The 19,029-nt window shown below is 68.1% G+C and carries 17 protein-coding genes, 1 tRNA gene and 2 rRNA genes; all 20 read left to right on the top strand.

Going from position 1 to position 19,029, the window contains the following annotated elements; all coding sequences use genetic code 11:
* Positions 1 to 117 (top strand): 23S ribosomal RNA (locus tag BJF87_RS02655); the annotation flags it as partial.
* 111 nt (positions 118 to 228) lie between these two features.
* A 5S ribosomal RNA gene (gene rrf, locus BJF87_RS02650) occupies positions 229 to 345 on the top strand.
* A gap of 129 nt (positions 346 to 474) precedes the next feature.
* Complete coding sequence (locus BJF87_RS02640) at positions 475 to 2,706, top strand: HAD-IIA family hydrolase (protein WP_187346451.1); 2,232 nt, start codon at positions 475 to 477, stop codon at positions 2,704 to 2,706.
* A gap of 11 nt (positions 2,707 to 2,717) precedes the next feature.
* Positions 2,718 to 3,050, top strand: a complete 333-nt coding sequence (locus BJF87_RS02635) for a hypothetical protein (RefSeq protein WP_035752526.1) — start codon at positions 2,718 to 2,720, stop codon at positions 3,048 to 3,050.
* 25 nt (positions 3,051 to 3,075) lie between these two features.
* The gene (locus tag BJF87_RS02630) at positions 3,076 to 3,936 is read left to right on the top strand and encodes a TlyA family RNA methyltransferase (protein WP_035752229.1); all 861 of its coding nucleotides are present in this window, start codon (positions 3,076 to 3,078) and stop codon (positions 3,934 to 3,936) included.
* A gap of 82 nt (positions 3,937 to 4,018) precedes the next feature.
* On the top strand, positions 4,019 to 5,038 hold the full coding sequence (locus BJF87_RS02625; RefSeq protein WP_042375710.1) for an NAD kinase: 1,020 nt from the start codon (positions 4,019 to 4,021) through the stop codon (positions 5,036 to 5,038).
* Positions 5,039 to 5,040: 2 nt separating this feature from the next.
* Positions 5,041 to 6,795: a DNA repair protein RecN gene (gene recN, locus BJF87_RS02620; RefSeq protein WP_075862582.1), complete on the top strand. Its 1,755-nt coding sequence runs from the start codon at positions 5,041 to 5,043 to the stop codon at positions 6,793 to 6,795.
* Between the two features lie 101 nt (positions 6,796 to 6,896).
* Positions 6,897 to 8,084, top strand: coding sequence for a putative cytokinetic ring protein SteA (gene steA, locus BJF87_RS02615; protein WP_035752234.1), 1,188 nt, complete (start codon positions 6,897 to 6,899; stop codon positions 8,082 to 8,084).
* Positions 8,085 to 8,087: 3 nt separating this feature from the next.
* A complete protein-coding gene (locus BJF87_RS02610; RefSeq protein WP_035752236.1) occupies positions 8,088 to 9,023 on the top strand; it encodes a copper transporter in 936 nt (311 codons plus the stop codon).
* Between the two features lie 163 nt (positions 9,024 to 9,186).
* Positions 9,187 to 10,971: a CTP synthase gene (locus tag BJF87_RS02605; RefSeq protein WP_075862581.1), complete on the top strand. Its 1,785-nt coding sequence runs from the start codon at positions 9,187 to 9,189 to the stop codon at positions 10,969 to 10,971.
* Positions 10,972 to 10,976: 5 nt separating this feature from the next.
* On the top strand, positions 10,977 to 11,600 hold the full coding sequence (locus BJF87_RS02600; RefSeq protein WP_006360845.1) for an NUDIX hydrolase: 624 nt from the start codon (positions 10,977 to 10,979) through the stop codon (positions 11,598 to 11,600).
* 37 nt (positions 11,601 to 11,637) lie between these two features.
* The gene (gene xerD, locus BJF87_RS02595; RefSeq protein ID WP_006360846.1) at positions 11,638 to 12,555 is read left to right on the top strand and encodes a site-specific tyrosine recombinase XerD; all 918 of its coding nucleotides are present in this window, start codon (positions 11,638 to 11,640) and stop codon (positions 12,553 to 12,555) included.
* A gap of 167 nt (positions 12,556 to 12,722) precedes the next feature.
* Positions 12,723 to 13,664: a ParA family protein gene (locus BJF87_RS02590; RefSeq protein WP_006360847.1), complete on the top strand. Its 942-nt coding sequence runs from the start codon at positions 12,723 to 12,725 to the stop codon at positions 13,662 to 13,664.
* Positions 13,661 to 14,593, top strand: coding sequence for a ScpA family protein (locus BJF87_RS02585; protein WP_075862580.1), 933 nt, complete (start codon positions 13,661 to 13,663; stop codon positions 14,591 to 14,593). Before BJF87_RS02590 ends, BJF87_RS02585 begins: the two co-directional genes overlap by 4 nt.
* Complete coding sequence (gene scpB, locus BJF87_RS02580) at positions 14,590 to 15,294, top strand: SMC-Scp complex subunit ScpB (protein ID WP_035752242.1); 705 nt, start codon at positions 14,590 to 14,592, stop codon at positions 15,292 to 15,294. Before BJF87_RS02585 ends, scpB begins: the two co-directional genes overlap by 4 nt.
* A gap of 36 nt (positions 15,295 to 15,330) precedes the next feature.
* Entirely contained in the window at positions 15,331 to 16,266 is a 936-nt protein-coding gene (locus BJF87_RS02575; RefSeq protein ID WP_006360850.1) for a pseudouridine synthase, read from the top strand.
* Positions 16,263 to 16,958: a (d)CMP kinase gene (cmk, locus tag BJF87_RS02570; protein WP_035752244.1), complete on the top strand. Its 696-nt coding sequence runs from the start codon at positions 16,263 to 16,265 to the stop codon at positions 16,956 to 16,958. Before BJF87_RS02575 ends, cmk begins: the two co-directional genes overlap by 4 nt.
* Positions 16,955 to 18,394: a ribosome biogenesis GTPase Der gene (gene der, locus BJF87_RS02565; RefSeq protein ID WP_035752246.1), complete on the top strand. Its 1,440-nt coding sequence runs from the start codon at positions 16,955 to 16,957 to the stop codon at positions 18,392 to 18,394. The genes cmk and der overlap by 4 nt, the downstream gene beginning before the upstream one ends.
* Before the next feature lie 134 nt (positions 18,395 to 18,528).
* Positions 18,529 to 18,795, top strand: a complete 267-nt coding sequence (locus tag BJF87_RS02560) for a GlsB/YeaQ/YmgE family stress response membrane protein (protein ID WP_042375713.1) — start codon at positions 18,529 to 18,531, stop codon at positions 18,793 to 18,795.
* Between the two features lie 129 nt (positions 18,796 to 18,924).
* Positions 18,925 to 18,998, top strand: a tRNA-Pro gene (locus BJF87_RS02555).
* Positions 18,999 to 19,029: the final 31 nt, after the last annotated feature.

Raw genomic sequence — 19,029 nt, 5'->3', positions numbered from 1 at the left:
TCTCACCCCCTTTTGCGGGGTTAAGGCCCCCTACAGACCATGGGGTTGATAGGCCAGAACTGTACGCACAGCAATGTGTTCAGGTGACTGGTACTAATCGGCCGAGGACTTACCAACAACACCCACAACATCACCAAACAACAGGTTTTGGTGTGTTCGCATCCACTATGCATCTTCTGAGACAACACACAACAAACAAACAAACCGTTGTGGATTGTTTCATAAAGTTACGGCGGCCATAGCGGAGGGGAAACGCCCGGCCCCATTCCGAACCCGGAAGCTAAGCCCTCCAGCGCCAATGGTACTGCACCTTAATCAGTGTGGGAGAGTAGGACACCGCCGAACACAATTTCAGAAGGGCCCCGTATTCGATGATTTCTTTCGTCGGATACGGGGCTTTTCTTGTTCGCGCACGTCGTCTCGACGTGGCCGGCGATGCTTCCCATCAAGGTTCGAGGGCATAGATTGGCAGCTATGAGTGATCGTGATCGTCCGCGTCGTGACGGACGCGGTGAACGTGATACGCGAGATCAGCGCGAGTCGCGGGGCCAGGGTGGCCCCCGAGGTCAGCGGGGATCCCGTGGCCAGGGCGACTCCAGCCGTGGTGATTCGGGCCGGGGGCGTCGCCCGGACCGTCCGGGGCGTGAGCGCGGCGACGGTGGCCGCCGGCAGCAGGGTCCGCCGCTACCCGATGACCTCAATGCGTCGGATCTCGATCCGGAAGTTCGTCGCGACCTGCTGACCCTCGACAAGGCGAATGCCGAGATCGTCGCGAAACACCTGGTGATGGTCTCGCGACTACTTCTCGAAGAGCCGGCTCTCGCCCTCGAGCATGCCCGTGCCGCACGAGGCCGTGCTTCCCGTGTCGGCGTGGTCCGGGAGACCACCGGTATCGCCGCGTACAACGCCGGCGAGTGGCAGGAGTCCGCCACCGAACTGCGTGCTGCCCGTCGTATCACCGGCAACAACGCGCTGCTGCCCCTCATCGCCGACTGCGAGCGTGGGCTGGGACGTCCAGAACGTGCCGTCGAGATCGCCCGCGGGGACGAGGGCCGTGCGCTGACCGGTGAGGAAGCCACCGAGATGCGCATAGTCGAAGCCGGTGCGCGTATCGACCTCGGCGAGCCGGAGAAGGCCGTGGTGACGCTGCAGGCCGAGAACCTCAAGCCGGGACAGGTGGGAACCGGTCCCGCACGCCTGTTCTACGCCTACGCATCGGCGCTGTACGCGTCCGGTCGTCGGGACGAGGCCATCACCTGGTTCATGAATGCGGCCGCCGCCGACATCGACGACGTCACCGACGCCGAGTTCCGCCTGACCGAGCTCGCGAACGACGACACACCCGTCGGGAACGGCGAGCCGGACGTCGACGGAGTCGACGTTCTCGCCGACAGCGCGGTGTCCGAGGTTCCGGCGGCCTCCGAGCAGGCGAAGCCGGAGGCGGTAACTGGAGAGCCTGTGACTGCCGAGCCTGCTCCGGCCGAGACGAGCCCGGCTCCCGAGCCCGTTGCTGACCCTGAGCCGGTGGCCGCACCTGAACCGGTGTCCGTGCCCGAGCCGATCGCTGCTCCTGAGCCGGTTACTGCACCCGAACGGGTCGCCTCTTCGGAGCCGGCCGACACCGACACGATCGACAGCCTGGAAGGCACTGCCGACCTGTCGGCGACGTCCAGCTACATAGAAGAGGGCAGTACCGGGTCGCAGGCACTCGTCGATCGATACGATGCGCTGCTACTGGACCTCGACGGAACCGTCTTCGCGGGCCACCAGGCACTGCCGAACGCGGTCGACACCCTCGACCGGCTCGACATACCTCGCTTCTTCGTGACGAACAATGCGAGTCGTCGTCCCGCAGAGGTCGCCGCCCACCTTCGTGAGCTCGGCTTCGATGCGACCGACGACCTCGTCGTCACCAGTGCTCAGTCGGGGGCGCGGTTGCTGTCCGAGCATCTCCCTCCGGGGTCGCGGGCGCTGGTCATCGGCACCGACGGGCTGGCGCAAGAGGTGCGCGAGGTCGGCATCGGCGTCACGCGCAGTGCCGACGACCGTCCCGCAGCCGTCATCCAGGGACACTCCACCGACACCGGTTGGGCCCAGCTGTCCGAGGCCGCGCTGGCGATCCGGGCCGGCGCCCTGTGGGTGGCCACCAATGTCGACGCCACACTGCCGTCCGAGCGCGGTCTGCTCGTCGGCAACGGTTCGATGGTCGCCGCACTGCGTAACGCCACCGGCAAGGAGCCGCTCGTCGCAGGCAAGCCGGCTGCCCCGCTGATGGCGGACGCGATCGCCCGTGCTGCGGCGAATTCACCGCTCGTCGTGGGCGACCGTCTCGACACCGACATCGAGGGCGCACACGCCGTCGGCATCGAGAGTGCACTGGTTCTCACGGGCGTCAGCACGGTCACCGACCTGCTGGCCGCTCCGCCGGAGCAGCGTCCCACCTACGTCATCGACGATCTGGCCGGCGTGTTCGACGAGATCGACGCGGTTCGCGTGGCCGATCAGCCGGGCTGGACCGTGAGCGTGGAGGCGTCCACCGTGACTGTCTCCGGCTCGGGCGACGTAATCGGACTCGTTCCTGCTCTGGCAGCTGCCACCTGGGCCGCGGTCGATGCGGGCACCGCTGATCCGGAGGAACTGCGGATTCGTGCCGAGGGCCCGGCGCGCGACAAGCTGGCGTCGCTGGGTGTCACCCTGGTCGGCTAGCGTGGGTGACGATGACTTATCCGAGTGACGAGAGCAGTCCTTCGGGCCTGAGCAGCGTTCCGACACCGAACAGCATGGCGCCCCGACCCGGTCCGGGCGCCATGCCGCGTCGTCAGTACGACCCGATGGCGGCACTCAACGACGATCCCTCGTCGGGCGCAGACGCCGCACTCGACCTGCCCGACGTCGAGGCCACCGTCTCCGAGCTCCTCGTGCAGGTCGACGATCTCCGGGAGTCGGTCGGTGACACCTTCTCGCTCGCTGCCCTCGAGCGTCAGGCCAACCTCCTCGAGCAGGCTCACGACGCCCTCACCGCGGCGCTCGACGCGGTGGACCGCCGATGATCCGACTCCGGACGCGGCACTGACGATGGCCACCAGAGCGCGACTCGACGCGGAACTCGTCCGGCGTGGCCTGGCCCGATCCCGGGAGCAGGCGCGCGAACTCGTCGATGCCGGCGTCGTGAAGGTCAACGGAACGGTGGCGGCGAAGGCCGCGACCGGTGTCACCAGGGATACCCCGATCGTCGTGGTGGAAGCACCGAAGGACGACTGGGCGTCGCGCGGCGCCCACAAACTCCTCGGTGCTCTCGAGGCGTTCGAGCCCCAAGGGCTGTCCCTGGCAGGTCGCCGATGCCTCGATGCAGGTGCCTCGACCGGCGGCTTCACCGATGTCCTGCTGCGTCGCGACGTCCGGGAGGTCGTCGCCGTGGATGTCGGTTACGGACAACTGATCTGGCGTCTGCAGAACGACGACCGCGTTCACGTACACGACCGCACCAACGTCCGGCACCTCGAACCGGAAGCGATCGGTGGTCCGGTGGACGTCGTGGTGGCCGACCTGTCCTTCATCTCGTTGGGACTCGTCCTGCCGGCGTTCGCGCGCTGCGCGGTGCCGGGTGCCGATCTGCTGCCCATGGTCAAGCCGCAGTTCGAGGTGGGCAAGGACCGCGTCGGCTCCGGCGGCGTCGTGCGCGACCCCGCTCTGCGTGCCGAGGCCGTGCTGGCGGTGGCGACAGAGGCGGCCGCACTCGGGCTCGTGACCCGTGGCGTCGTGGCCAGTCCGCTGCCGGGCCCGTCGGGCAACGTCGAGTTCTTCCTCTGGCTGCGCAACGAGCCCGGTGGCCGGGCGGGCGAGGAGTCGGGGGAGAGCGATAGGGTCGACCCGTCGGCATCGTCCGACGAACTCCGCTCCATGATCGAGCGTGCGGTCGCGGAGGGGCCGAGCTGAGTCCGAATCGGCCGGCGCCTGCTCATCTCGTTCCTGCTCGACCACACACGTCCGACCACACTTCTCTGGGAGGGAACCACCAGTGACCGACGATTCGGTAGCCGAGTCCGCCGGTGCCCGCGAGTTCTTGGTGGTCGCCCACACCGGACGCGAGAACGTCCTCGAGACGATCGAGGCCATCGCCCGCCACTGCGGTGCCGCCGGTGTCGCGCTGCGCGTCGTCGACCACGACACCCTCGACCGGGACGCCCCCGATCATGACGTGATCTACCGCAACCGCGACGATCAGCAGTCGCGACCCGGAAACGTACCCGTCGATCCCGAGTACCTCCGGTCCCTGGGCGCCGTGGTCGAGGTGACCACCGCCGAGTCCGCCTCGGCCGAGGGATGTGAGCTCGTCATCGTCCTCGGCGGCGACGGGACGTTTCTCCGCGCCGCCGAGTTGGCATGTCCGGCGGGGGTGCCCGTGCTGGGCATCAACCTCGGGCACATCGGCTTCCTCGCCGAATCGGAGGCGCACAAGGTCGACGAGGTGATGAATCAGCTCATCGCCCGCGACTACCGCATCGAACCGCGGATGACGCTCGAGATCGACATCGTCGACCCGGCCGACCCCGACCCGCCGACGGCGAGCAGCTGGGCGCTCAACGAGGTCGCGATCCTCAACACCAGCAAGAACGGTGTGCTCGAACTCGTCACCGAGGTCGATGGTCGCCCGGTATCGGCATTCGGCGCGGACGGCGTGCTGGTCGCGACCCCGACCGGGTCGACGGCCTACGCATTCTCCGCGGGCGGCCCGGTGATGTGGCCCGACCTCGAGGCGATCCTCGTGGTGCCCAACAACGCACACGCGCTGTTCGCGCGGCCCATGGTGACGAGCCCGCGGTCGCGCATCGCGGTGGAAGTGGACAAGAACGGACGCCCGGCGGTGGCGCTGTGTGACGGCCGTCGAGCACTCGACGTGCCCGCCGGCGCCCGCGTCGAGGTCGTACGCAGCGATCGTTCGGTGAACTGGATCCGGATCGACTCCGATCCGTTCGCCGACCGGCTCGTCACCAAGTTCGCCCTCCCGGTCACGGGATGGCGAGGGAGGCAGGCATAGGGGTGCTCGAAGAACTGTCGATCACCGGACTCGGTGTCATCGAGGAGGCGCAGGCGCGCTTCCATCCGGGCTTCACGGTGCTGACCGGCGAGACCGGCGCGGGCAAGACGATGATCGTCACCAGCCTGCACCTGCTGTCGGGTGCTCGTGCTGACGCGACCCGCGTCCGGACGGGTAGCGCCAAGGCGATCGTCGAGGGTCGTTTCCGGCTGGCGAACGCCGAGGGCGTGCAGAAGGATCCGGTGGTCGCCGACATCCTCGACTCCACCGGAGCCGAACTCGACGACGACGACACCGTGATCGCGGTGCGCTCGGTGAGCGCCGACGGGCGCTCCCGCGCTCATCTGGGTGGCCGTTCGGTCCCCGCCGGCGTGATGGGTCAGCTCACCACCGCGGTCCTGGCCATCCACGGACAGAACGATCAGTTGCGTCTGCTTCGTCCGGAGCATCAGCGTGCGGCTCTCGACACGTTCGGCGGATCGAAGGCATCGTCCGCGCTGGAGGCCTACCGCAAGGCGCGGACCGCGTGGGTCGACATCCTCGACGAGCTCGATGCCCGTCGCGCCAACTACCGCGAGCTCGCACAGGAAGCCGACCGGCTCCGCTTCGGCATCGACGAGATCGCCGCGGTCGATCCGCTCCCGGGCGAGGACGAGGATCTGACCGCGACGATCAGGCGTCTGTCCGACCTCGAGTCCATCCGCGGGGCCGCCGATCAGGCCCACCACATCGTCGCCGGCGACTCGGGGGCATCGGTCATCGAGGGATTGGGCTCCGTCCGCACACTCCTCGAGGGCGCCGCCGACGACACCCTGCGAGGACTGGTCCCACGCGTCTCCGAGGCGCTCACCGTCATCACCGACGTGGGGGCCGAACTGACCGCGTTCACCTCGAGTCTCCCGGCGGATGCCGACGAACTCGACAAACTCCTGGCCCGCCAGGCCGAACTCAAGTCCCTCGTGCGCAAGTACGCACCCGACGTCGACGGCGTCATCGATTGGCGGCACAAGGCGCAGGCCCGACTCGCCGAGATCGAGGACCCGCGGGCATCCATCGAAGAGCTCGAGTCCGCGGCCGCTACGGCGCTGGAGAAGGTCGAGGCCGCTGCGGCCAAACTGCACTCGCTGCGCGTCAAGGCGGCGTCGTCGATGGCGGACAAGGTGTCCAAGGAGCTGAAGGGCCTCGCCATGGGCGACTCGGCTCTGGCGGTCTCCGTCAGTCCCGAACCCGCCTCGCCCGAGGACCGGCTCGCGATCACGGTCGCCGGGACCCGCGCCCATGCCGGGGCCGACGGAGCCGACAAGGTCGAGTTCGCGCTGGTCGCGCACCCCGGGGCCACGCCGCTCCCGATCGCGAAGTCGGCGTCGGGCGGTGAACTGTCGCGTGTGATGCTCGCGCTGGAGGTTGTCCTCGCCGCGCCGACCTCCGGTTCGGTCATGGTGTTCGACGAGGTCGACGCCGGCGTCGGCGGTCGTGCGGCGGTGGAGATCGGCAAGCGTCTCTCGCGGCTGGCCCGAGCCCATCAGGTCATCGTGGTCACGCACCTGCCGCAGGTCGCGGCTTTCGCCGACAACCACCTCGTGATCGGCAAGTCCAAGAAGGGTGCGCTGGTCACCAGCAGTGTGCGGACCCTCGACCGTGACGAGCGTGTCGCCGAACTCGCACGCATGCTCGCCGGCCTGGGGGAGTCCGACACCGGACGCGCGCACGCCGAGGAACTACTGGCCACCGCGGAGGCCGAACGGGCCGCGCACTGAACTCGGACGGGCTGGTGCCCGTGTTGCTTGTGTGACAAAAGTTTCTCGTGTTACGGCGCGCCTCCCGGGCTCCGTCGTGTGTTCGGTCAATCATTGCGGGCATGAAGATGCCTGCACTGCTCGCGCGTAACACCGAAGAACTGCCTGGCGTGACCGGTATCGCCAGGATCGACAAGAACACCAAGCGGCTGCTCAGTCGGGTCGGCCCGGGTGACATCGCCATCCTCGACGAGGTCGACCTCGACCGCGTCACCGCCGACGCCCTCGTCGAGGCCAACGTGGTCGCGGTGGTCAACGTCTCCCGCTCGATCACCGGCCGCTACCCGAACCTCGGCCCGGAGGTGCTCGTCGCCTCCGGCATCGTGCTCCTCGACGATGTGGGTCCGGAGATCTTCAAGCGTGTCAAGGACGGCGCCAAGGTGCGCGTCCACGACGACCGCCTGTTCGTCGGTGAGCGTCGACTGGCCCTGGGCACCGAGCTCGACGAGCGCGACATCGCCGACATCATGATCGGCGCCAAGGCGGGCCTCGTCGATCATCTGGAAGCGTTCTCGGGCAACACGATCGAGTTCATCCGCAGCGAGTCCCCGTTGCTGATCGACGGTGTCGGCGTGCCGGACATCGACGTCGACCTCGCCGGCCGGCACGTGATCATCGTCGGCGAAGGCGCCGACCGAGCCGCAGATCTGCGCGCACTCAAGCCGTTCATCAAGGAGTACCAGCCGGTGATGGTCGGCGTCGGTACCGGTGCCGACACCCTGACCAAGGCCGGCTACAAGCCCGCGATCATCGTCGGCGATCCGGAGAACATCAAGACCCCGACGCTGAAATCCGGTGCCCAGCTGGTCCTTCCGGCCGACACCGATGGCCACGCCGCAGGCCTCGAGCGCATCCAGGATCTCGGTATCGGTGCGACCACCTTCCCCGCGGCCGGTTCCGCGGAAGACCTCGCCCTGCTGCTGACCGACTACCACGGTGCCGACCTGATCGTCACCGTCGGCTACCCCGGCACGCTCGACGACTTCTTCGACCGTTCGCGTCGCGAGAGCAACCCGTCGATGTTCCTGACCCGCCTCAAGGTCGGACAGAAGCTCGTCGACGCGAAAGCCGTTGCGACGCTGTACCGCAGCCGCGTCTCAGGTGCCGCGATCGCATGTGTCGTCCTGGCCGCACTGGTCGCCGTGATCGCGGCGCTGCTGCTGTCCAACACCGGCGCCGACGTCACCGATTGGATTGTCACGCAGTGGAATGCGCTGCTCGACTGGGCACGAGAGGTCTGGAACCGATAGGCGATGATTTCGCTACGACAGCATGCGATCTCACTGGTCGCGGTATTCCTGGCATTGGCGCTCGGACTGTTCCTCGGCTCGGGGTTCGTCGGCGATCGCGTGAACTCGATGACCGGCACCAGCCGGGACCGCATCGGTGATCTCGAGAACCAGCGCGACGACCTGAACGCGAAACTGAACGCGGCCAACAGTTTCGACCTGGCGATCGGGCCCCGGCTCATCGCCAACACTCTGCGCGGCCAGTCGGTTCTCGTGGTGACCGCGCCGAACGCGGCCGAGGCCGACGTGGACGCCGTGAAGGAGAACATCTCGGGCGCCGGCGCGCGCTTCGCCGGTCAGATCGCGCTGACCGAGTCCCTCCTGAGCGACCAGAACGCCGAGCAGCTGCGCACCATCGTTGACCAGACGATCCCGCCGGGAGCGATCCTGCGTGCCGAGCTGACCGACTCGGGCAGCCGGGCCGGCGACCTGCTCGGAACACTCGTGCTCTCCGGGAAGACGACCCGCCCAGCGTCGTCCGCGGACCGCCGGACCGGGTTGGCCGCCCTGCGTGACGGTGGGTTCATCGACTACGCCAACAACGCCGTCACACCGGCCGATCTGATGGTTGTCGTGACCGGCGACGAGTTCGGCCCCGACTCGGGCGCCCAGGGTGCTGTGGTCGCACGCCTGGCCGCGGCGGCATCCGTCCGTGGCGTGGGCGGAGTGCTCGTCGGTCGGACCGGTTCGGCGAACGGCGGCTCACCGATCGCCGTGGTCCGCGCCGACCCGTCGTTGACCAACGCCGTGTCCACCGTCGACAACGTCGATCAGCCGACCGGCCTGATCACCACCGTCCTGGCGCTCGCCGCCGAGGGCAAGGGTGCGACCGGGTCCTACGGAACCGGCGCCGGCGCCACCGCGGTCACCGTCGGGGCCGACGGCAAGCCGGCCGCCTGACACCATCGGGACCGCCGCAATCGAGCCGATCACGTCGTCGGAGTGAGTACCGCCACGCCGCGCGTCGGTGTGGCGGTACAGCGCGGCGGCACAGTGGTGTTACCCTGGAGTCCCGTAGGTAATCAGGGCATCCGCCCCGATTCGGCCGACGGGAGACACGCTTTTGCGACCTTTGCGACACGTTCACGACACCAAGCACATCTTCGTCACTGGTGGCGTCGCTTCTTCACTGGGTAAGGGCCTCACGGCCTCGAGCCTGGGTCAACTTCTCACTTCTCGGGGCCTACGGGTCACGATGCAGAAGCTCGATCCCTATCTGAACGTCGATCCCGGCACGATGAACCCGTTCCAGCACGGAGAGGTCTTCGTGACCGAGGACGGCGCCGAGACCGACCTCGACGTCGGACACTACGAGCGCTTCCTGGACCGCAACCTCTCGCAGTCGGCGAATGTGACCACGGGACAGGTGTATTCGACGGTCATCGCCAAGGAGCGACGCGGCGAGTACCTCGGTGAGACCGTGCAGGTCATCCCGCACATCACCGACGAGCTCAAGTCCCGTGTGCTGGCCATGGGCGAGCCCGACGCCGACGGCGAGGTTCCCGACGTCGTCATCACCGAGATCGGTGGCACGGTCGGCGACATCGAGTCGCTCCCGTTCATCGAGGCTGCGCGCCAGGTGCGCCACGAGGTCGGTCGCGACAACGTCTTCTTCCTCCACGTCTCGCTGGTCCCGTACCTCGCGCCGTCGGGTGAGCTGAAGACCAAGCCGACCCAGCATTCGGTCGCCGCGCTGCGCAACGTCGGTATCCAGCCCGACGCGCTGATCCTGCGCTGCGACCGCGACGTGCCCGAGGGACTCAAGAAGAAGATCGCGCTGATGTGCGACGTCGAGCTCGACGGCGTGATCTCGACCCCCGACGCGCCGTCGATCTACGACATCCCCAAGGTGCTGCACAACGAGCACCTCGACGCTTATGTGGTCCGCAAGCTCGGGCTGCCGTTCCGCGATGTCGACTGGACGGTCTGGGGCGAGCTGCTCCACCGCGTCCACGAGCCGCGCGAGACGGTGCGGGTCGCGCTGGTCGGCAAGTACGTCGACCTGCCCGACGCCTACCTGTCGGTCACCGAGGCCATCCGTGCCGGCGGCTTCGCCTGGAAGGCGCGCACCGAGATCAAATGGGTGCCGTCGGATGACTGCGACACCCCGGCGGGTGCGCAGGCCGCACTCGGCGACGTCGACGCGATCCTGATCCCCGGCGGCTTCGGCATCCGCGGCATCGAGGGCAAGGTCGGCGCGATCTCGTATGCACGCCGCCGGGGCATCCCGCTGCTCGGTCTGTGCCTGGGTCTCCAGTGCGTGGTCATCGAGGCGGCACGCTCGGTGGGTCTCGACGAGGCCAGCTCGACGGAGTTCGATCCCGACACCCCGCATCCGGTCATCTCGACCATGGCCGACCAGGCCGACGCGGTCGCCGGCGAGGCGGACCTGGGTGGCACGATGCGCCTCGGCGCCTACGACGCCGTCCTGAAGGCGGGTTCGGTCGTGGCCGAGTCCTACGGCTCCCGTGAGGTGTCCGAGCGTCACCGTCACCGCTTCGAGGTCAACAACGCCTACCGCGACAAGATCGCCGATTCGGGTCTGGTCTTCTCGGGCACCTCGCCCGACGGGCACCTCGTCGAGTTCGTCGAGTACCCGAAGTCGGTTCATCCGTTCTTCGTCGCCACCCAGGCGCACCCGGAGCTCAAGAGCCGGCCGACCCGTCCCCATCCGCTGTTCCGCTCGTTCATCGAGGCGGCACTGAAATACAAGGCAGCCGAACGGCTTCCGGTGGATCTCGGTGACGACTACGAGTCGAACGACGCGCCCGCCGACACCGTCGCGGCGGTCAACGACGTCACCGTCGAGCCGGTCGCCGGGATCGACCAGACCGGCACCGAGGGCTGACGGGCTTGGGTGGCCACGAGTTCGACGTCACCGGCACCCGCACCGTCTACGACGGGGCGATCATCACGCTGCGCGTCGACGACGTGGCCATGCCCGGGGGACGTATCGCGGAGCGGGAGGTCGTCGAGCACTTCGGTGCGGTGGCGGTCCTCGCCCGTGACGAGAACGGCCGGATCGCGATGGTGCGTCAGTACCGGCATCCGATCGGCCGTCGACTTCTCGAGTTGCCTGCCGGCCTTCTCGACCAGGACGGTGAGGCACCGCTGACGGCGGCGCAGCGCGAACTGGCCGAGGAGGCCGACCTGGCCGCCGGCACCTGGCACGTGCTCGTCGACCTGGCGTTGTCGCCGGGGTTCACCGACGAGGCGCTCCGTCTCTACCTCGCCGAGGACCTGCATCACCTCGACGAGGCGGAGCGCGTCGACGAGGAAGCCGACCTGGAGGTCGAATGGGTGCCGCTCGACGACGCCGTCGCGATGGTGCTGGCCGGGGAGATCGTGAACGCCACGAGCGTCGCGGGCATCCTGGCCGCCACGGCGGCGGAACGGTCGGGGACCGGTCTACGGGGCGTCGACGCGCCGTGGACCGACGAACCCACCGCGCTTCGCGATCGTCGGCGCCGCTCGTGAGTACCCCAGCCGTGAGTACCCGAGCGGTGGGTCGCCTGTGACGATCGCCGCCGACATCTCGCGTTTCCTCGATCACCTCACCGTCGAACGGGGTGCGGCGGCCAACACGGTGTCCTCGTATCGCCGGGACCTCGAGCGGTACAAGCGGTATCTCGAATCGCGCGACATCGCGTCGCTGGACGCGGTGGCCGAGGAGGACGTGCGCGAGTTCCTCGTCGATCTTCGTCGAGGTGATCCCGATGCCGGGTTCACGCCACTCGCGGACAGCTCGATTGCGCGAACCCTGGTGGCGACGAGGCGTTTTCACAAGTTCGCAGTCGAGGAGGGGATCGTCACGACCGACGTCGCGCATGCGGTCCGTCCGCCGCGTCCGGCGCGGCGTCTGCCGAAGTCGCTACCGGTCGACGAGGTGCTGGCGATCCTGGAGGCCGCCGGCGCCGACGACCATCCCCGCGCCCTGCGCGACCGTGCCCTGTTGGAGTTCCTCTACAGCTGCGGAGCCCGCATCTCCGAGGCGACCTCACTCGACATCGACGACCTCGACCTCGACACCCGGGCGGTGCGTCTGCGGGGCAAGGGCGGCAAGGAACGTCTCGTCCCGCTCGGCGGACCGGCGATCGACGCCATCGACGCCTACCTGGTCCGCGGTCGTCCCGCGCTGGTGTCGCGGGCGACGCCGGCGCTGTTCCTCAACGCCCGGGGTGGGCGCCTCTCCCGGCAGTCGGCCTGGCAGGTACTGGTCACCGCCGCCGAACGTGCCGGGCTGGACAAGGCGGTTTCCCCGCATACGTTGCGGCACAGCTTCGCGACGCATCTGCTCGACGGCGGCGCCGACGTCCGCGTGGTCCAGGAGCTCCTCGGGCACGCATCCGTGACCACCACGCAGGTGTACACACTCGTGACGGTGAACACGATGCGTGAGGTCTATGCCGTCGCACATCCGCGTGCCCGCTGACCGCGCGCCGACCGCGGGTGAACGTCCGCGATGTCCTAGGCTGATACGAGTCGTCGACCAGGGACCGGCATCCGCCGCCCGGCCGACACGCATCGGACACCGAAGAGTGAAGGGAGCGGCGGGCACGTGACCACTCCGAGCGCACCGCGGTCTGGCGCCCGCCTCGAGTGTTCGGGGACGCGGTCGTGACCTCCGCGGGGGATCAGTACAGGATCCAGGTCTCACCGGGTCATGACGCCGACGAGGTCGACCACCACGCGGCCGACGAGATCGGCCCCACCGGACGTCCCTATCGCGAGGTTCCCGAACCGCGACCCCTCGACCGTCACGGTCCGGCGACCGTCATCGCCGTCTGCAATCAGAAGGGCGGGGTCGGCAAGACCACCTCGACCATCAACCTCGGTGCCGCGCTCGCCGAGTACGGCCGTCGCGTCCTGCTCGTCGACCTCGACCCGCAGGGTGCGTTGTCCGCGGGTCTGGGTGTGCCGCACCACGAACTCGAGCAGACGGTCTACAACCTCCTCGTCCCGCCGCAGGTGGCCACCGACGAGGTGCTGATGCGGACACGCGTCGAGGGACTCGACCTGCTACCGAGCAACATCGACCTCTCGGCAGCGGAGATCCAGCTCGTCACCGAGGTGGGGCGCGAACAGTCCCTGGGCCGTGCGCTGCACCCCGTCCTGGACCGCTACGACGTGGTGCTCATCGACTGCCAGCCGTCGCTGGGCCTGCTCACCGTGAACGCCCTCGCCTGCTCGGACACCGTGCTCATCCCGATGGAGTGCGAGTATTTCTCGCTGCGCGGCCTGGCGCTGCTCACCGACACGATCAACAAGGTGCGCGACCGTCTCAACCCGCGCCTGGACCTCGGGGGCATCCTCGTCACCATGTTCGACGCCCGCACGCTGCACTCCCGCGAGGTGATGGCGCGTGTCGTCGAGGTGTTCGGCGAGGCCGTCTACGACACCGTGATCTCCCGTACGGTCCGTTTCCCGGAGACGAGCGTCGCCGGTGAACCGATCACGTCCTGGGCACCCCGCTCGGCCGGCGCGAAGGCGTACCGGGCGCTGGCGCGCGAGGTGATCGCGCGCAACCTCAAGGGCGCATGACTGTCGACACCGACCCGGCCGTGTCCGATCCTTCTGCACCCGAGGTGGACGGACCCGATGCGCCGGCGCCGGTCGAGGTGTCGGAGCCGGTCGGCGACACCCCCGCGGAGAACGACGACGCGGCTCAATCCGAGGCCCCCGAATCCGGTTTCCGCGTCAAACTCCGCAACTTCGAGGGCCCGTTCGACCTGCTGCTGAACCTGATCTCGCAGCACCGGCTCGATGTCACCGAGGTCGCGCTGCACGTGGTGACCGACGACTTCATCGCCTACACCCGCGAGCTCGGACCGGAGGTCGGGCTCGACCAGACCACCGAGTTCCTCGTCGTGGCGGCCACGCTGCTCGATCTCAAGGCGGCACGGCTGCTGCCGTCGGGCGAGGTCGACGACCCCGAGGACCTCGCACTCCTCGAAGCCCGTGACCTGCTGTTCGCCCGACTGCTCCAGTACCGCGCGTACAAGCAGGTGGCACAGTTGTTCGGCGAGCTGGAAGCCGCTGCGCTGCAACGCTATCCGCGCGCAGTCTCGCTGGAGCAGCGGTTCGAGGACCTGCTGCCGGAGGTCACGCTCGGCGTCGACGCGAACGGGTTCGTGCAGGTGGCCGCGACCGCGCTGACCCCGCGGCCGGTGCCGACCGTCGGACTCGACCATCTCCACGACGTCCAGTCGGTGTCGGTGCCCGGTCAGGCCCGGCGGATGGCGGCTTTGCTGAGCGCGTCGGTCGGGGAGTGGGTCCACTTCCGCGATCTCACCGCCGACTGCGAGAGTGGGCTGGAGATCGTCGGTAGCTTCCTGGGTCTGTTGGAGCTCTACCGCGAGCAGGCCATTACCTTCGAACAACCCGAGGCGCTCGGCGATCTCGCCGTGATGTGGACCGGTGAGCGCCAGATCGACGACCTGCGCATCGACAAGGCAGAGGACTACGGATGACCGACGGACCGATCGACGACGCCGACGACGTGAACGACGAGGCGGTGGCCGACGAGGCCGAGGTCCTCGACGATGAAACCCTGCGGTCGGCGCTGGAGGCCGTGCTGCTCGTCGTCGACACCCCGGTGACCACCGAGGAGCTGGCCAATGCCGTCGACCAGGACCGGACACGGGTGCGCGAGATGCTCAATGCCATGTCGTCGGAGTTCACCGCGGCGCGCAGCGGTTTCGACCTGCGTTTCGCCGGCGACGGCTGGCGCTTCTACACGCGGGCCGACTACGCGCCGTATGTGGAGCGATTGCTGCTCGACGGAGCGCGGTCCAAGCTGACGCGCGCGGCCCTGGAGACGCTCGCGGTGATCGCCTACCGGCAGCCGGTGACGCGTGCGCGTGTCAGCGCGATCCGTGGTGTGAACGTCGACGGTGTGATCCGGACGCTCGTCGCCCGCGGCCTGATCAACGAGGTCGGCCAGGACCCGCAGACCAACGCCACGACCTACGCGACCACCGAGATGTTCCTGGAGCGGCTCGGCCTGGCCTCGCTGTCCGAACTGCCCGATCTGGCGCCGCTGCTGCCCGACGTCGACCTCATCGACGACCTCGACGAGGAGTTGTTGTCGGATCCCCGATTCGCCAAATTGTCACCTCAGCCGTCAGACTCGAAGGTACTGGCCACCGACGGTGACCTGAACGATGACTAGATCCGCATGGATCTGCCGAACACAGGATTGAGAACAATGGCTTCCGCTGGCCGAGATGGCTCACCGGGAAAACGCCGTAAGGGCGCCCCCGCACAGCAACCGCGAACGAAGAAGACGCACCGCAAGGGGTCGTCGAAACCCAACGCCGACGTCGGGAAGATCCGGCTCAACAACGCCCGGCCCGCACGCCACCAGGTGGCACCGGAGCAGGTGAGCGGCAACGGGCCGGAATTCGTCGCAGACGGTGTCCGACTCCAGAAGGTCCTGGCACAGGCGGGTGTGGCCTCGCGCCGCGGCGCCGAGGAGATGATCGCCGCCGGACGTGTGAAGGTCGACGGCAAGGTCGTCACCGAGCAGGGTCTGCGCATCAACCCCGACACCGCGATCATCCACGTCGACGATGCGCGCGTGATCATGGACGAGACCAAGCAGTATCTCGCCTTCAACAAGCCCAAGGGCTGGCAGTCGACCATGGCCGACGACCAGGGCCGGCCGTGCGTCGGTGACGTGGTCGCCGAACGCGTGATGGCCGGACAGCGCCTGTTCCACGTCGGCCGGCTCGATGCCGACACCGAGGGCCTGCTGCTCCTGACCAACGACGGCGAGCTGGCCCACCGGCTGATGCACCCGTCGTTCGAGGTGCCCAAGACCTACCTGGCGACCCTGAAGGGTGAGGTGCCGCGCGGGATCGCTCGTCACCTGCGCGAGGGCATCGAACTCGAAGACGGCCCGGTAAAGGTCGACAAGTTCACCGTCATCGAGGTCCACGAGGGACAGTCGCTGGTGCGCATCACCCTGCACGAGGGACGCAACCGCATCGTGCGCCGCATGATGGACGAGGTCGGTTTCCCGGTCACGAAACTCGTTCGCACCCATGTGGGTACGGTCGCGCTGGGGGAGCAGCGACCCGGTAGCCTGCGTGTCCTCGGCAGCGACGAGGTCGGCGGCCTGTACAAGGCGGTCGGACTGTGACCGCTGGCACGACGCGCGTCGTCGCCATCGACGGGCCGGCCGGTACGGGCAAGTCGTCGGTGTCGAAGCTGCTCGCCGACAAGGTCGGCGCCAGCTATCTCGACACCGGGGCGATGTACCGCGCGGTGACCTTGGCGGTTCTCGACGCCGGTGTGGCACTTGACGATCCGGCCGGTATCGCCCGGGTTGTCGACGCGGTCGACATCGAGCTGATCCCCAACGGCGACGGGTCGTCGACGGTGCTGCTCGACGGTCGCGACGTGTCCGGGCCGATCCGGACCGACCATGTCACCAGTGCGGTGTCGGCGGTGTCCGCGGTTCCCGAGGTGCGCACCAAACTCGTTGCGCTGCAGCGACAGAACGCGCAGGGGCGCTTCGTGGTGGTCGAGGGTCGCGACATCGGGACCGTGGTGTTCCCGGCGGCCGACGTCAAGATCTTCCTGACCGCCACGCCGGAGGCACGAGCCGACCGGCGGCACAAGCAGAATCTGGCCGCGGGACGCGACAGCGATTACGCAGCGGTCCTGGACAGCGTGAACCGCCGCGACCATCTGGATTCGACGCGCGCGGTGTCTCCGCTGCGTGCCGCCGATGACGCCGTCGTCGTCGACACCAGTGACAAGACCCTCATGGAGGTGCTCGACGAACTGAGCGGCCTCGTCGAGACCCGGATCGGAGTATCAGAACGGTGAGCGACAACTTCGAGACCGACCTGGCGGCATTGCCCGGAGACGGTATCTGGTCGGACGAATCCGACTGGCAGCTGACCGATATCGAGGGCGCCGACGGCGCCGCCGAGGTCGAGCACATGCCGGTGCTGGCGATCGTCGGACGCCCCAACGTGGGCAAGTCCACTCTCGTCAACCGAATCCTCGGCCGGCGTGAGGCCGTGGTCGAGGACATCCCGGGTGTCACGCGTGACCGCGTGTCCTACTCGGCGAGCTGGTCCGGACGTAGCTTCACGGTCGTCGACACCGGCGGCTGGGAGCCCGACGCGAAGGGCCTGCAGCAGGCCGTCGCGGCCCAGGCCGAACTCGCGATGCGGACCGCCGACGTGATCGTCGTGGTCGTCGACGCGACCGTCGGTGCCACCGCGACCGATGAAGCCGTGGCGCGCGTTCTGCGCCGGTCCAAGACGCCGGTGATCCTGTGCGCCAACAAGGTCGACAGCGAGCGGATGGAGGCCGACACGGCTGCCCTGTGGTCGCTGGGACTCGGTGAACCGCACCCGGTGTCGGCGGCGCACGGCCGTGGTGCCGGTGACCTGCTCGACGTCATCCTGCAGAAGCTGCCCGCGACTCCGCGCGAGACCCCGGTGCTGGGCGGCCCGCGTCGTGTGGCACTCGTCGGCAAGCCGAACGTGGGCAAGAGCTCGCTGCTGAACAAGCTGGCCGGCACCGAGCGTTCGGTGGTGGACAACGTCGCCGGTACGACCGTCGACCCGGTCGACGAGATCGTCGAACTGGGCGGCAAGGTCTGGAATTTCGTCGACACCGCAGGCCTGCGCCGCAAGGTGCGTACCGCGAGTGGTCACGAGTACTACGCCTCGCTGCGCACGCGGGCGGCCCTCGACGCCGCCGAGGTGGCGATCCTGCTGATCGATGCCTCGCAGCCGATCACCGAGCAGGATCTGCGCGTGCTCTCGCTCATCATCGAGAGCGGCCGTGCCCTGGTCATCGCCTTCAACAAGTGGGATCTGGTCGACGAGGATCGTCGCTATCAGCTCGACAAGGAGATCGACCGCGAGCTCGCCCGCGTGCCGTGGGCGCGTCGGGTGAACATCTCGGCGTCGACCGGTCGTTCGGTGCAGAAGCTGGTGCCGGCGATGGAGAGCGCGCTCGAGGCGTGGGACAAGCGCATCTCGACCGGGCCGCTGAACAGCTGGCTCAAGGACGTCATCGCGGCCAACCCGCCGCCTCTGCGCGGTGGTCGTCAGCCGCGCGTGATGTTCGCGACCCAGGCGTCGGTGCGACCGCCGACCTTCGTGCTGTTCACCACCGGCTTCCTCGAGGCCGGTTATCGCCGCTTCCTGGAGCGTCGTCTGCGCGAGGAGTTCAACTTCGACGGTTCACCGGTGCGCATCAACGTGCGTGTGCGCGACAAGCGGGAGCAGCGCCGCAAGCGCTGACCGCCTCCGCAAGCCCACCTCTTTTCGTAAACCCGCCGCCTCCTCGGCTGGAGCGTTTACCGAAAAAGGGTGGGTTTGTGCGTTCCTGGTGCGGCTGTGACTGATGTGGGAGGCGCTGTGAGATACTGCCTCTCGTGCTCATCTTGGCAAGCATCGTCTTCGGAATGGTCATCGGTGCTCTGGCTCAGCTCATCATCGGTGGCAAGAACATGTGGAGTATCGACTGGGGTCTGGCGCTCGTCGCCGGCGTCGTCGGCTCCTTCATCGGCGGGTTGCTGATCAGCCTGATCACCGGTCACGGCATCGAACTCCACGCCAGCGGCATCATCGGTTCGCTCGTCGGCGCGCTCATCGTCACCGGCGGCTGGATCTGGTTCAAGAAGCGCTCCTCGACCAACTGACCGGCGGAGGCCGACGAGTCGGGGAACACCCCTTCTGACCAGGCGATTGGTACAGAACAGCACTCGTCGGCTAGTCTTTAATCCGCCCGCTCCGGTGGGCAGTCGAAAGACCGAGAGGTCCGAAGACAACGGGCTGTGGCGCAGTTTGGTAGCGCACTTGACTGGGGGTCAAGTGGTCGCAGGTTCAAATCCTGTCAGCCCGACAATATGGCCAGCACCGACGGTGCTGGCCAT

The sequence above is a fragment of the Gordonia sp. CNJ-863 genome (genome assembly GCF_001942325.1).
Lineage (GTDB): Bacteria > Actinomycetota > Actinomycetes > Mycobacteriales > Mycobacteriaceae > Gordonia > Gordonia alkanivorans.
This window is presented reverse-complemented; position numbering and strand designations above follow the sequence as displayed.